At 60.4% G+C, this 13,545-nt stretch carries 12 protein-coding genes; 8 read left to right on the top strand and 4 right to left on the bottom strand.

Going from position 1 to position 13,545, the window contains the following annotated elements:
• Positions 1-722 (top strand): hypothetical protein (locus AD662_RS29455; protein ID WP_211264865.1); only part of this gene is annotated, 722 nt, incomplete at its 5' end.
• Here AD662_RS29455 and AD662_RS00465 read toward each other — a convergent pair.
• A complete protein-coding gene (locus tag AD662_RS00465; RefSeq protein WP_053177441.1) occupies positions 723-1,373 on the bottom strand; it encodes an HAD family hydrolase in 651 nt (216 codons plus the stop codon).
• A gap of 212 nt (positions 1,374-1,585) precedes the next feature.
• Entirely contained in the window at positions 1,586-2,131 is a 546-nt protein-coding gene (locus AD662_RS00460; RefSeq protein ID WP_018600849.1) for a gamma carbonic anhydrase family protein, read from the bottom strand.
• A gap of 72 nt (positions 2,132-2,203) precedes the next feature.
• Here AD662_RS00460 and prlC point away from each other — a divergent pair, with 72 nt between their 5' ends.
• The 3 genes from prlC (at position 2,204) to AD662_RS00445 (ending at position 6,689) form a co-directional block, all read left to right on the top strand.
• Positions 2,204-4,282, top strand: coding sequence for an oligopeptidase A (prlC, locus tag AD662_RS00455; RefSeq protein WP_162843732.1), 2,079 nt, complete (start codon positions 2,204-2,206; stop codon positions 4,280-4,282).
• Positions 4,279-4,557 (top strand): YheV family putative zinc ribbon protein, encoded by a 279-nt coding sequence (locus tag AD662_RS00450; protein WP_018600854.1) that lies wholly within the window; start codon positions 4,279-4,281, stop codon positions 4,555-4,557. Before prlC ends, AD662_RS00450 begins: the two co-directional genes overlap by 4 nt.
• 293 nt (positions 4,558-4,850) lie before the next feature.
• Positions 4,851-6,689, top strand: a complete 1,839-nt coding sequence (locus AD662_RS00445) for a M3 family metallopeptidase (RefSeq protein WP_328587279.1) — start codon at positions 4,851-4,853, stop codon at positions 6,687-6,689.
• Here the strand turns inward: AD662_RS00445 and AD662_RS00440 are convergent.
• On the bottom strand, positions 6,665-7,345 hold the full coding sequence (locus AD662_RS00440) for a dual specificity protein phosphatase family protein (RefSeq protein ID WP_053184862.1): 681 nt from the start codon (positions 7,343-7,345) through the stop codon (positions 6,665-6,667). The genes AD662_RS00445 and AD662_RS00440 overlap by 25 nt on opposite strands.
• Positions 7,346-7,520: 175 nt before the next feature.
• Here AD662_RS00440 and AD662_RS00435 point away from each other — a divergent pair, with 175 nt between their 5' ends.
• From AD662_RS00435 to AD662_RS00425, 3 genes are all read left to right on the top strand, one after another.
• Positions 7,521-8,579 (top strand): PA0069 family radical SAM protein, encoded by a 1,059-nt coding sequence (locus tag AD662_RS00435; protein WP_018600860.1) that lies wholly within the window; start codon positions 7,521-7,523, stop codon positions 8,577-8,579.
• Positions 8,580-8,783: 204 nt separating this feature from the next.
• Positions 8,784-9,515, top strand: coding sequence for a carbonic anhydrase (locus AD662_RS00430; RefSeq protein WP_018600861.1), 732 nt, complete (start codon positions 8,784-8,786; stop codon positions 9,513-9,515).
• Positions 9,516-9,603: 88 nt separating this feature from the next.
• Positions 9,604-11,130, top strand: a complete 1,527-nt coding sequence (locus AD662_RS00425; protein WP_053184859.1) for a SulP family inorganic anion transporter — start codon at positions 9,604-9,606, stop codon at positions 11,128-11,130.
• A gap of 259 nt (positions 11,131-11,389) precedes the next feature.
• Here the strand turns inward: AD662_RS00425 and AD662_RS00420 are convergent, their stop codons facing one another.
• A complete protein-coding gene (locus AD662_RS00420; RefSeq protein ID WP_014335872.1) occupies positions 11,390-12,040 on the bottom strand; it encodes a hypothetical protein in 651 nt (216 codons plus the stop codon).
• Positions 12,041-12,413: 373 nt separating this feature from the next.
• On the opposite strand from AD662_RS00420, the gene coxB reads away from it, so the two are divergent.
• Positions 12,414-13,541 (top strand): cytochrome c oxidase subunit II, encoded by a 1,128-nt coding sequence (coxB, locus tag AD662_RS00415; RefSeq protein ID WP_053177429.1) that lies wholly within the window; start codon positions 12,414-12,416, stop codon positions 13,539-13,541.
• Positions 13,542-13,545: the final 4 nt, after the last annotated feature.

Genomic DNA, 13,545 nt, shown 5'->3' with positions numbered 1-13,545 from the left:
TTCCAAAGTCTGACTTTGGGAGGAGCAAACCTGCTTCCACAGGCATTCAAAATGCTGCCTTTGGGGGGAGCAAACCTGCTTCCACAGGCATTCCAAATGCTGCCTTTGGGGGGAGCAAACCTGCTTCCACAGGCATTCCAAATGCTGCCTTTGGGGGGAGCAAACCTGCTTCCACAGGCATTCCAAATGCTGCCTTTGGGGGGAGCAAACCTGCTTCCACAGGCATTCCAAATGCTGCCTTTGGGGGGGCAAACCTGCTTCCACAGGCATTCCAAATGCTGCCTTTGGGGGGAGTAAACCTGCTTCCACAGGTATTCCAAATGCTGCCTTTGGGAGGAGCAAACCTGCTTCCACAGGCATTCAAAATGCTGCCTTTGGGGGAAGCAAACCTGCTTCCACAGGCATTCCAAATGCTGCCTTTGGGAGGAGCAAACCTGCTTCCACAGGCATTCAAAATGCTGCCTTTGGGGGGAGCAAACCTGCTTCCACAGGCATTCCAAATGCTGCCTTTGGGGGGAGCAAACCTGCTTCCACAGGCATTCCAAATGCTGCCTTTGGGAGGAGCAAACCTGCTTCCACAGGCATTCAAAATGCTGCCTTTGGGGGGAGCAAACCTGCTCCCACAGGTACTCCAGATGCTGCTTTTTGGGGAGCAGCCTTGCCCCCATGGCATTCAAGGCGCGGTCCTGTGGGAGCAAGGCTTGCCCGCGATGGCAATATGACTAACCCCGCAAAAACGCCTGGTGCAACTCATCCAATGTTTGGAAATGATACGCCGGGCCCTCGGCGCTGAGTTCTTCATGGCTGCCAAACCCATACCCCACCGCTGCCGCATCCAGGCCATTGCGGTGGGCGCCGATCAGGTCGTGCTTGCGGTCGCCGATCATCAGGGTGTTGGCCGGGTCGAGGCCTTCTTCGGCCAGCAGGTGGGCGATCAGCTCGACTTTGTTGGTGCGGGTGCCGTCCAGTTCGCTGCCGTAGATCACCTTGAAGTGCCGGGCGAAGTCGAAGTGGCGGGCGATTTCCCGGGCGAAAATCCAGGGTTTGGAGGTGGCGATGTACAACTGGCGCCCTTGGCCGCCCAAGGTTTCCAGCAGTGGCATCACGCCGTCGAAGACGCGGTTTTCGTATAGGCCGGTGACCTTGAAGCGTTCGCGATAGAAATTCACCGCCTCCCAGGCCTTCGCTTCATCGAAGTCGTAAAACTGCATGAAGGCCTGCAACAGCGGCGGGCCGATGAAATGCTCAAGGCGGGTCAGGTCGGGTTCGTCGATGCCCAGTTTGCTCAAGGCGAACTGGATCGAACGGGTGATGCCCTCGCGAGGGTCGGTGAGGGTGCCGTCGAGGTCGAAGAGTACAGTCTGGTAATGCATTGCAGTTCCTGGGTGATCATGAAGTTCACTCAACAGGCTTGAATGAAACTGTGGCGAGGGGATTTATCCCCGCTGGGCTGCGCAGCAGCCCCCAAAAAACTGAATGTAACAAACTTGGCACACTGCGGTGGCAGGGTTTGGGGCTGCTACGCAGCCCAGCGGGGATAAATCCCCTCGCCACAATGGTTCATTCGACATCTTAGGTAGGCGATTCAGGCCTGGTCGTAGCCTTCGGCCAGATGCAGGTCCTTGAGCTTCACGTAGTTCGCCGCGCTGTAGGTGAAAAACGCGCGCTCCTTGTCCGTCAGCGGCCGGGCCTGCTTCACCGGGCTGCCCACATATAAAAAGCCGCTTTCCAGGCGCTTGCCCGGCGGTACCAGGCTGCCGGCACCGATGATCACATCATCTTCGACCACCGCGCCGTCCATGACGATGCTACCCATGCCGATCAGGATCCGGCTGCCCACGGAGCAGCCATGGAGCATGACCTTGTGGGCGATGGTCACGTCGTCGCCGATCAGCAACGGGAAACCCTCGGGATTGAACGGCCCGGCGTGGGTGATGTGCAGCACGCAACCATCCTGGACGCTGGTACGCGCACCGATACGGATGCGGTGCATGTCGCCACGAATGACCGTCAGCGGCCAGACGGAGCTGTCTTCGCCGATTTCGACGTCGCCGATCACCACCGCGGTGCTGTCGACAAAAGCGCCACGGGCTAGCCGCGGGCTGTGGTTCTGGTACGTGCGAAGGGTCACGATAGGCTCTCTCTTATCCGGTGATAGGCGCTGCTAGCTGCGGTGAACGTCGATTGTAATTAAGATGGGCCCATGTTTCTTCCAGCCAAGGTGTCGACCGTGAGCGTGAACAACCCTCTTTTGCAGCCCTATGACCTGCCGCCATTCTCGGCGATCCGTGCCGAGCACGTGCAACCGGCCATCGAGCAGATCCTGGCTGACAACCGTGCTGCCATCGCCGAGCTCCTCAAGACCCAAGTCCAGCAGCCTACCTGGGCCGGCCTGGTGTTGGCGATGGACGAGCTCAATGATCGCCTGGGCGCCGCCTGGAGCCCGGTCAGTCATCTGAACGCCGTGCGCAACAGCCCTGAACTGCGCGAAGCCTACGAGGCCTGCCTGCCGGCGCTGAGTGCCTACTCCACCGAGCTGGGCCAGAACCGCGAGCTGTTCCAGGCCTTCGAAGCCCTGGCGAGCAGCCCTGAAGCCGCGGGTTTCGACGTGGCGCAGAAAACCATCCTGGAACATTCCCTGCGTGACTTCCGCCTGTCGGGCATCGACCTGCCACCCGAGCAGCAGAAGCGCTACGCCGAAGTGCAGAGCAAACTGTCCGAACTGGGCAGCCGCTTCTCCAATCAACTGCTGGACGCGACCCAGGCCTGGACCAAGCACGTCACCTTTGAGGCCGCCCTCGCCGGCCTGACCGACTCGGCCAAGGCGCAAATGGCTGCGGCCGCCCAGGCCAAAGAGCTGGACGGCTGGCTGATCAACCTGGAATTCCCCAGCTATTACGCGGTGATGACCTACGCCGAAGACCGCGCCCTGCGTGAAGAAGTCTACGCCGCCTACTGCACGCGTGCGTCGGACCAGGGCCCGAATGCCGGCCAGAACGACAACGGCCCGGTGATGGAACAGATCCTCGACCTGCGTCAGGAACTGGCCCAATTGCTCGGCTTCGCCAACTTCGCCGAGTTGAGCCTGGCGACCAAGATGGCCGAATCCAGCGATCAGGTCCTCAGTTTCCTGCGGGACCTGGCCAAGCGCAGCAAACCGTTCGCCGCCCTGGACCTGGAACAGCTCAAAGCCTTCGCCGCCGAACAGGGCTGCCCCGACCTGCAAAGCTGGGACAGCGGTTTCTACGGTGAAAAACTGCGCCAGCAGCGTTACAGCGTGGCCCAGGAAGCCCTGCGTGCGTACTTCCCGATCGACAAGGTACTGGGCGGCCTGTTCGCCATCGTGCAACGCCTCTATGGCATCGAGATCGCCGAACTGAAAGGCTTCGACAGCTGGCACCCGGACGTGCGCCTGTTCGAAATCAAAGAGAATGGCCAGCACGTCGGCCGCTTCTTCTTCGACCTCTACGCCCGCGCCAACAAGCGTGGCGGTGCCTGGATGGATGGCGCCCGCGACCGTCGTCGCACCTTCGAAGGCGTCCTGCAAAGCCCGGTCGCCAACCTGGTGTGCAACTTCACCCCGGCCGACAGCGGCAAGCCGGCGCTGCTGACCCACGATGAAGTCACCACCCTGTTCCACGAATTCGGCCATGGCCTGCACCACCTGCTGACCCGCGTCGAACACGCCGGCGTGTCCGGCATCAACGGCGTGGCCTGGGATGCCGTGGAGCTGCCGAGCCAGTTCATGGAAAACTGGTGCTGGGAGCCTGAAGGCCTGGCGCTGATTTCCGGCCACTACGAAACCGGCGAGCCGCTGCCCCAGGACCTGCTGGAGAAAATGCTCGCGGCGAAAAACTTCCAGTCTGGCCTGATGATGGTCCGCCAACTGGAGTTCTCGCTGTTCGACTTCGAGCTGCACGCCACCCACGGCGATGGCCGCAGCGTGCTGCAAGTGCTCGAAGGCGTGCGTGACGAAGTGTCAGTCATGCGTCCACCGGCCTACAACCGCTTCCCCAACAGCTTCGCCCACATCTTCGCCGGCGGTTATGCGGCGGGCTACTACAGCTACAAATGGGCGGAAGTGTTGTCGGCCGACGCCTTCTCCAAGTTCGAAGAGGACGGCGTGCTCAACGCCGACACCGGGCGTGCCTTCCGTGAGGCGATCCTGGCCCGTGGCGGCTCGCAGGAGCCGATGGTGCTGTTCGTCGACTTCCGTGGCCGTGAGCCGTCGATTGACGCACTCTTGCGCCACAGCGGCCTGACCGAGGACGCGGCAGCATGAGCGAGGGACCTGTGATTACCAAGCGACGCTTTATCGCCGGGGCGGTCTGCCCGGCCTGCAGCGAGCCGGACAAATTGATGATGTGGAACGAAGACGGCGTGCCGCACCGTGAATGTGTGGCCTGCGGTTATTCCGACACACTCAACGAGCAAGGCCTGTCGGTGCCCAAGGAATTGGGCACCCGGGTCAATACCTCGGCGCTCAAGGCGCCGGACGCCAAGGTTCAGGCGGTGCAGTTTTTCCCCAACCCGAAGCTGAAGAAAAAAACCGACTGACATCTTTGGCATCACCTTCCGGGCCGCCCGGCCCGGAAGCGTTATATATGTACCGCAGCGCCTCATGCATTCCTCATCAGACTGGCCTGACACGTCCAGACTGACAGGAAGCCTCCATGTACCGCCCTTATGATCCCCTCTTGCAGGCCTATGTCCTGCCACCTTTTTCAAACATCCGCGTCGAACACTTCTCTCCCGCGCTAGACCAGATCATTGCCGAAAGCCTTGCCAAAGTCGCCGAGATCATCAAGACCCAGACACCGTACCCTACGTGGGATGACCTGGTGTTGGCGATGGATGAAATCCACGCACGCCTGAGAAGCTTCGGCTTTGTATTGGAACTCATGGCATCGACCAGGACTGATGATGCCTGGGAGCAGGTTTCGGACGATTGCCAACAACGGCTGCAAGATTTCCAGCGATCGCTGATGCAACATCCCGAACTGTTTCAGCTTTACCAACGCTTGGCGACCAGCCAGGTCGGCCTGCATTTCTCCCCCGTGCGAAAACGAACGCTGGCGAAAATCCTGCGGCGGTTGCGCCAGAATGGAATGGGATCGCCGTCACCGGAGAAGCTCAATGACCTGAAGCTACGTATCCAAGGCGCCCAGACCTTGTTCCTTGAGCACTTGCACGCAGCGAACAAAGCGTGGAGCAAAATACTCCATGATGAAACCCAATTGAGTGGCCTGCCGTCATCCTTCAAGCAGCTCATGGCCGAGCAAGCCCGTGAAAAGGGCGGCACAGGCTGGCTGCTGACCCTCAACGACGAGTCGTTTCGCATCGTCACCCGTTACGCCGACGATCCTGTCTTGCGCAAGCAAATGTACGCTGCCTATAGCACCCGCGCATCGGATCAAGGGCCCCAGGCCGGGGTTTACGACAACGGCGAAGTGCTGCGCCAATTGCTCAGGGATCGGTATGCACTCGCCAAACTGCTGGGCTATTCAAGCTACGCGCAGATGGCAGTCGAGCCAGAGCAAGCGCAGTCGCCAGAAGACGTCATGACGTTCTTGCAAGGGCAGCTTGACCAACAGGAAACCGTGTTTGCCGAAGATGCGAAGCAACTGGAGGCGTTTGCCAAGACACAACATGTCAACAAATTAACGCCCTGGAATGTGCAGTACCTGGCAGAAAAACTTCGTCGGCAAACGGCCGGTATCTCGGAGCAGGACGTCAGCGCCTGGTTCGCACTGGAACCGACTTTTGCCCAGTTGCTGCTGATCGCCACGGATCTGTTTGGCGTGGACTTCATCGAGCGCCAGGACGTGACGAGCTGGCATCGGCAGGTGCGTCTTTTCGAAGTCCGGGAGGGGGGCGAAACCCTCGGCTACTTTTATTTCGATCCCTTCGAATATGCGGATCAGAATGGCTTTCCCAATACCACTACCCTGCGAAACCGCCGCATCACCGCCGAGGGCCGGCCGCGTTATCCCATCGCGGTGCTGCATGGCTGGTTGCCGCGCGGTTCCAGCACCCGCCCCCTGTTGCTGGATTATCAGCAACTGCGAGTGCTCTTCCACGAATTAGGGCACTGTCTGCACCATGTGTTAAGCCGGGTTGAATACCGCGACGTCTCGGGCATCACCGCGCTCAGCCGGGACGCGGCCGAATTCGCTGGCGTGTTGTTCGAACAGTGGTGCACCTCCAAAGAATTCCTCATCCGGATATCGAAGCACCACCAAACCGGAGCACCGTTGCCGGACAAAGTCGCCGATCAGTTGATGGTTTATCTACAGACCCAAACCAGTTGGGGCATTGCGGGGCAGATACGCGATGCGTTATTCGACATGGAACTGCACCACAGCCACAGTGACGGTCGTACCGCCCAGCAAGTATTCGAGCACGTGCGTGCAAAAGTAGGCCACTTACCGGTGTTCATGCACGAACGCTGGCCCAATGGGCTGGATTACATGGTCACAGGCTACGCCGCCGGGATTTATACCTACCTTTGGTCCACGAGCCTGGCCAGGGCCGTATTCGAACGATTCAAGCGCAACGGCTTATTCGATAGGGAAACCGGCAGGGTGTTGCGTGAAACGATATTCGAGTGGGGCGATTCACGGCCTCTATCGACGTCCATCGATGCTTTTTTACACGCAACCGATCACCGTGCCGGAACCAGCGCTTGAGGGTCAAGGTGACGCGCCGGGGTCGTTGAATTGACCCAACTTTCCAAGGAGCAAAGGGCAAAGACGCTGGTGCTGCAATCGCCATTCGCCAGCGCCACGCGGAGCTTGTCGACATCGGCCTGCATCATGTAGCGCACGCCGTCCTTGAAGTGATGGCTGTCACCGAAGCCCCCTTCGGTCATTTCGTTCAAGGCATCCTCTTTGCTCCAACCCTGCACCACCACCCGGTACATGGCGGCGACCAGCCCGGTGCGGTCCGAGCCGTGCTTGCAGTGCATCAGCACCGGCCCCCTGGCTTCGGCCGCCTGAACGGCGCGCAAAGCCCTGAGGATGTCGCTGTCATCGACATGATTGGTGCGATAGGGCAACTGCACTTGCTCGATGCCGGGGGTGGACAGCCAGCGATTGTCCGACTCCGGCAGAAAGTTGATGACCGTGCCGATCCTCAGCTTGCTCAGCAAGGGCTGCGCTGCGCCGTCCGGTAGGGCGCTGCGGTAGAGCGTCGGTGACATCTGGTAGAGGTTGTAGGCCTTTTCCACCGGCTGCGCCCATTCAGCGGGCCTCACCTGCGTGGAGTCGGCCGCTTGGGCGCAGGCCCCGGCCAGCCCGATGAGCAAGGCCAGGCACAGCAGTGAACGGGAACAGAGCTTGAGCATGCACGGACGACCGAAAACGAAGGAACCAACAGTTTCGGCTCGCTGCGGTTAAAAGCCTGTGAGGAGAACGTCAAAGCGTTGTGAACGATGATCGAGGATTCGGGCTGCCGAATGGCACTGGCCTTAATCGAATGCAACGAATACTGTATGCACATACAGCTTTCGGAGTGCTCCCATGTCAGCTTCTCTTCCGCCTCGCGGCCGCGGCACCGCGACCAACCCGCATAACCGCTTCGCCCCGAATCGCTCGGTGGCCGAAGATGACGGCTGGTACCAGGAAGTCCCGCCGACCCAGGGCACCGAAGTGCGCATCGAAATGGCCAAGACCATCATTACCCGCAACACCTCGTCCGATATCCCCTTCGACCGCTCGATCAACCCGTACCGAGGCTGCGAACACGGCTGCATCTACTGCTATGCGCGGCCCAGCCATGCCTATTGGGACCTGTCGCCGGGGCTGGATTTCGAAACGAAGCTGATCGCCAAGACCAATGCCGCCGATGTGCTGGAAGCGCAATTGTCCCGGCGCGGCTATCAATGCGCGCCGATCGCGCTGGGTTCCAACACCGACCCCTATCAGCCTATCGAACGCGAGCAACGGATCACCCGGCGGATTCTCGAGGTGCTGCTGCGCTATCGGCATCCGGTGACCATCGTCACCAAGGGTTCGCTGATCCTGCGTGACCTGGACCTGCTGACCGAGCTGGCGCAACAACGCCTGGTGCACGTGATGATCAGCCTCACCACCCTGGACGATGAGCTCAAGCGTATTCTCGAACCCCGCGCGGCGGCGCCCAAGGCGCGGTTGCGGGCGATCAAGGTCATGCGCGAGGCGGGCATTGCCGTGGGGGTGCTGTGTGCACCGATGATCCCGATGATCAATGACAGCGAGATCGAGAGCCTGCTGGCCGAAGCCCACGCCGCCGGCGCGCAGAATGCCGCCTACGTCATGCTGCGCCTGCCGCTGGAAGTTGCGCCGCTGTTCGAGGAGTGGTTGCAGGCGCACTACCCGCAACGCGCCGCCCACGTGCTGAGCCTGGTGCGCCAGAGCCGCGGTGGCGAACTGTATGACAGCCGTTTCGGTGCGCGGATGCGCGGCGAAGGCCCGTTCGCCGACCTGCTGGCCCAGCGTTTCGCCAAGGCCCTCAAGCGCTTGGGGCTTGAGCGTCGCGACGGATACCATCTTGATTGCGATGCCTTCTGTCCGCCGGGCCGACAGATGTCTTTGATTTGATTAAAGTTGACCTTGGAACAGCGCTGGGCATGAGCTGCGCCAGTGTTTTGCCACCCCTGTAATCATTGTTCTAGAGCCTTCGATTTCAGTTTGAGTTAAGTTTCGGCCGCTACCTTGTTCAGCGAGTGACTGATGGGTCGGACATGTCGACCTGGATGTTTTTAACCAGCCACTGGCGTCATACCGTCAAAAAGAGGATGAATCATGAGTGACAAGGATAAACAGCCGTTGGCTGCGTCGGCTTCAGCCCAACCCCAGGCGGAAACCGCCGATGCAGCGCTGCAGCATATTGTTGACGGCTTTTTGCATTTCCATCACGAGATCTTTCCGCAACAGGAAGAACTCTTCAAGAAACTCGCCACCGCCCAGACGCCCCGGGCGATGTTCATCACCTGCGCCGATTCGCGCATCGTGCCCGAGTTGATCACCCATAGCTCCCCCGGCGACCTGTTCGTGACCCGTAACGTCGGCAACGTCGTGCCACCTTATGGGCAAATGAACGGCGGCGTCTCCACCGCCATCGAATACGCCGTGCTGGCCCTCGGTGTGCAACACATCATCGTTTGCGGCCATTCCGATTGCGGCGCCATGCGTGCCGTGCTCAACCCCGACACCCTGGAAAAAATGCCCACGGTAAAAGCCTGGCTGCGCCACGCCGAAGTGGCCAAGACCATGGTCCACGACAACTGTCCGTGTGGCGACGAAAAACAGACCATGTCGATCCTCACCGAAGAGAACGTGATCGCGCAGTTGCAGCATTTGCGAACGCATCCCTCGGTCGCATCGCGCATGGCCAATGGTCAGTTGTTCATCCATGGCTGGGTGTACAACATCGAGACCAGCGAGATCAAAGCCTATGACGCGGACCAGGGACGTTTCCTGCCGCTCGATGGCAGCCATCCGATACCGGTGGCGACGCCCAAAGCGCGCTTCTAACCACTCCTAAACTTGTGTGGTTCAAGCCTTGCCGCCATTTGCGCGGTAGGGCCTCGCCATGCCTGAAGAAAACTTCGGGAGAGTCGCCATGCGTGCTCAATTAAAAGCTGTTCTGCCACGGGAGCTATTGGCTTCGGTGGTTGTGTTCCTGGTGGCGCTGCCCTTGTGCATGGGCATTTCCATCGCGTCCGGCCTGCCACCGGCCAAAGGCCTGATCACCGGCATCATCGGTGGCCTGGTGGTGGGTTTCCTGGCCGGTTCCAAGCTGCAAGTCAGTGGCCCGGCCGCCGGGTTGGCGGTGTTGGTCTTCGAATTGGTGCGCCAGCATGGCGTGGCCATGCTCGGGCCGATCCTGCTGCTGGCCGGTCTGCTGCAATTGTTGGCCGGGCGTTTTCGCCTGGGTTGCTGGTTCCGGGTCACCGCGCCTGCGGTGGTGTACGGGATGCTCGCGGGTATCGGCGTGCTGATCGTGTTGTCCCAGGTCCATGTGATGCTCGACGCGGCGCCCAAGCCGTCGGGGCTGGATAACCTGGCGGCATTCCCGGCGGCGGTGGCCCAGGCCTTGCCGTCCTTCGGTTGGCAGGCCGGCCTGCTCGGTCTGTCGACGATCGCGGTGATGTGGCTGTGGGAAAAGTTTCGCCCCCACAGCCTGCGCTTCGTTCCCGGCGCCTTGCTGGGCGTTGGCCTGGCGACCGTCGCCAGCCTGCTGCTGGCCTTGCAGGTCAAACGGGTGGAAGTCCCGGAAAACCTCGCCGAAGCCATTGATTGGCTGCGCCCGGCGGACCTGCTGAACCTGGCCGACCCGACGCTGCTGGTCGCCGCGTTCGCGGTCGCCTTCATTGCCAGCGCCGAAACCCTGCTATCGGCAGCCGCCGTGGACCGCATGCACAGCGGTGAGCGTGCGGACTTCGACCGCGAACTGTCGGCGCAAGGGATCGGCAACATGCTCTGCGGCCTGCTCGGCGCCCTGCCGATGACCGGGGTGATCGTGCGCAGCTCGGCCAACGTCCAGGCCGGGGCCACCACGCGGTTGTCGACGATTTTCCACGGCCTGTGGTTGTTGCTCTTCGTGCTGTTGCTGTCCAGCGTGCTGCAAAGCATTCCGGTGGCGAGCCTGGCGGGGGTGTTGGTGTACACCGGCTTCAAACTGGTGGACCTCAAGGCGTTTCGCAGCCTGGGCCGCTATGGGCGGATGCCGATGTTCACCTACGCCGCCACGGCGTTGGCGATCATCTTCACCGACCTGCTGACCGGTGTGCTGATCGGCTTCGGCCTGACCCTGGCGAAACTGGCCTGGAAAGCCTCGCGGCTGAAAATCAGCCTGATCGACCTGCCCCAGGAAGGCGAGATGGAACTGCGCCTGGTCGGCGCGGCCACCTTCCTCAAGGTGCCCGCGTTGACCCAGGTGCTGGGCACCATACCGACGGGCGCGACCGTGCATGTGCCGCTCAATAACCTGAGCTACATCGATCACTCGTGCCTGGAGCTGCTGGAAGAATGGGGCCGGGCGAATGCCAGCAAGGGTTCGAAGCTGCTGATCGAATCCCGCGGACTCAAACGCCGGTTGGAAGGGCGGTTGCGTACCACCGTAGGGGTTGGTGCAGCGACCGGTTAACCCTGCCCCTTGTGGGAGCGAGCCTGCTCGCGATTGCGGTGGATCAGTCGACATAAATGTTGAATGTCCAACCGCTATCGCGAGCAGGCTCGCTCCCACAAGGGACTGGTGCTGGACACCTATTTTATGAACACCACAGATCCAATGTGGGAGCGGGCTTGCTCGCGAAGGCGGTGAATCAGTTAGCGAATAGGCTGCCTGACACTCCGCCTTCGCGAGCAAGCCCGCTCCCACAAAAGCTTCATGTTGTCGTGATGGATCAAGCCGCCGGCTGATCCAGCTCCAGCCCAACGCCCAGTTGGCGCGACAGGCACGGCCAGCGCTTCCACGCTGCGCCCGTGTCCGGGCTGCCGAGTTTCTCCCGGTAAGACTCCACCGACTCCAGCGCAAAGCTATCTTCGTCGAGCATTTCGTCCACGGCATGGTGCACGGCTTCATCCAGCTGGTTGGCGAACGGTTCGCCGATCAAATGGTGAGCGATCAGGTTGGCGACCGTCATGTCCAGCGGAATCAGCGGCTGGCTGAAGTGCTTGATATACAGATCATTGACCTCCTCCACCAGCCGGTGGGCCAGGTAGGCTTCGTCCAACAGGCTGTCCAGGCCAACGTGGCCTTCCATCAACTTCGGTGGCTGGAGAAAAAACTGTTCGGCGATTTTCAGCACCGGCTTGATCTGCGATTCGATACCGGCTTCGCGAGCCACCTCGTTGGCGGCGTCCAGCAGGTCCGGCACTTGTTCGATGTAAGCGGTGACAAAACGCGTCATGACGCCCTTCGCGTCGATGTCTGGCAATTGGATCGCGGCATGCAGATGCGGTAACTGGGCCTCCAGCTGGCGGGTCAATTGGCCGGTCTCGGCTTCATGTTGTTGGGCTTTTTGGATCTGCTCGCGCAATGCGGCGGTGTTCATGAAAACTCCAGGAAACAAAGGCAATGAAATAGGGAAGACATAACTTAGCTGGCGCAAAAACACTCCTAAGACCTAATTTTCATAACCGCCCCTTCCTTGCTACAGCACAGTTATATCGGTTTGCCATCACTCAGGTTCGCATCCTTCTCCATTCCTGGGCTCTAGCGCAAGCCCCGGCTGTTTCAAACGATTTACGCCATCGCGTTGCGAGGTTGCAGGTGCTGTCTATACTCGGGTTGGAATGGAGTTAGCTGATGACACCCGATTGCATGTGCAGCAAGGCGCGGCGAGTCAATTAAGCAGTCTGAATAGCCGATCCCTTGCCGCAGGCTTTACGCCTACGGGATAACAAGAACGATAAGGGGAACCCGCAATGACGCGACATCCACACGTATGGATGGGCCTCCTGTTGTGGTCGATTTTCAGCCAGGCCCAAGCGGCCTGGACTGTGAATATGGCGCCTGGAGCGACACAGATCAGCAATGCAGTGTTCGACCTGCACATGACCATCTTCTGGATCTGTGTGGTCATCGGCATCATCGTCTTCGGCGCCATGTTCTGGTCGATGATCATGCACCGCCGTTCAACCGGCCAGAATGCCGCGCATTTCCACGAAAACACCCGCGTCGAAATCCTCTGGACCATCGTGCCCTTACTGATCCTGGTGCTGATGGCGATTCCTGCCACCGCCACCCTGATCAAGATGTACGACTCCAGCGAGTCGGACATCGATATCCAGGTCACCGGCTATCAATGGAAGTGGCACTACAAGTACCTGGGCCAGGACGTCGAGTTCTTCAGCAACCTGGCGACCCCCGCCGAACAGATTCATAACCAGAGCGCCAAGGGCGAGCATTACCTGCTGGAGGTCGACAAGCCGCTGGTGCTGCCGGTCGATGCCAAGGTGCGCTTTTTGGTGACCTCCGCCGACGTGATCCACTCCTGGTGGGTGCCGGCCTTCGCGGTCAAGCGCGATGCGATCCCAGGCTTCGTCAACGAAGCCTGGACCCGTGTCGACAAGCCCGGCCTGTACCGCGGCCAATGCGCCGAGCTGTGCGGCAAGGACCACGGCTTCATGCCGATCGTGGTGGAGGTCAAGAGCAAACCCGACTACGAAAAATGGCTGGGCGAACGCAAGGCCGAAGCCGCTCAGCTCAAGGAGCTGACCAGCAAGGAATGGACGCGCGAAGAACTCATCGAGCGTGGCGACAAGGTCTACCACACCACGTGCGTGGCCTGTCACCAGGCCGAAGGCCAGGGCTTGCCACCGATGTTCCCGGCACTCAAGGGCTCGAAAATCGCCACCGGGCCGATCAAGGATCACCTGAACATTGTCTTCCACGGCAAACCCGGCACCTCCATGGCCGCGTTCGGCAAACAGTTGTCGGAAGTCGATATCGCCGCGGTCGTGACCTATGAACGCAACGCCTGGGGCAACAACAAGGGCGACATGGTGACGCCTAAAGAAGTGCTGGAACTCAAACAGGCAGAAAGCCAATGAGCCG

It is taken from the genome of Pseudomonas kilonensis (assembly GCF_001269885.1).
Taxonomy (GTDB): domain Bacteria; phylum Pseudomonadota; class Gammaproteobacteria; order Pseudomonadales; family Pseudomonadaceae; genus Aquipseudomonas; species Aquipseudomonas kilonensis.
This window is presented reverse-complemented; position numbering and strand designations above follow the sequence as displayed.

What these genes read in the sequence shown, in the direction of transcription:
- AD662_RS00465 (WP_053177441.1), bottom strand. Translation starts at nt 1,373, where the DNA reads ATGCATTACCAGACTGTACTCTTCGACCTCGACGGCACCCTCACCGAC.
- prlC (WP_162843732.1), top strand. Translation starts at nt 2,204, where the DNA reads ATGTTTCTTCCAGCCAAGGTGTCGACCGTGAGCGTGAACAACCCTCTT.
- AD662_RS00450 (WP_018600854.1), top strand. Translation starts at nt 4,279, where the DNA reads ATGAGCGAGGGACCTGTGATTACCAAGCGACGCTTTATCGCCGGGGCG.
- AD662_RS00445 (WP_328587279.1), top strand. Translation starts at nt 4,851, where the DNA reads ATGGATGAAATCCACGCACGCCTGAGAAGCTTCGGCTTTGTATTGGAA.
- AD662_RS00440 (WP_053184862.1), bottom strand. Translation starts at nt 7,345, where the DNA reads ATGCTCAAGCTCTGTTCCCGTTCACTGCTGTGCCTGGCCTTGCTCATC.
- AD662_RS00435 (WP_018600860.1), top strand. Translation starts at nt 7,521, where the DNA reads ATGTCAGCTTCTCTTCCGCCTCGCGGCCGCGGCACCGCGACCAACCCG.
- AD662_RS00430 (WP_018600861.1), top strand. Translation starts at nt 8,784, where the DNA reads ATGAGTGACAAGGATAAACAGCCGTTGGCTGCGTCGGCTTCAGCCCAA.
- AD662_RS00425 (WP_053184859.1), top strand. Translation starts at nt 9,604, where the DNA reads ATGCGTGCTCAATTAAAAGCTGTTCTGCCACGGGAGCTATTGGCTTCG.
- AD662_RS00420 (WP_014335872.1), bottom strand. Translation starts at nt 12,040, where the DNA reads ATGAACACCGCCGCATTGCGCGAGCAGATCCAAAAAGCCCAACAACAT.
- coxB (WP_053177429.1), top strand. Translation starts at nt 12,414, where the DNA reads ATGACGCGACATCCACACGTATGGATGGGCCTCCTGTTGTGGTCGATT.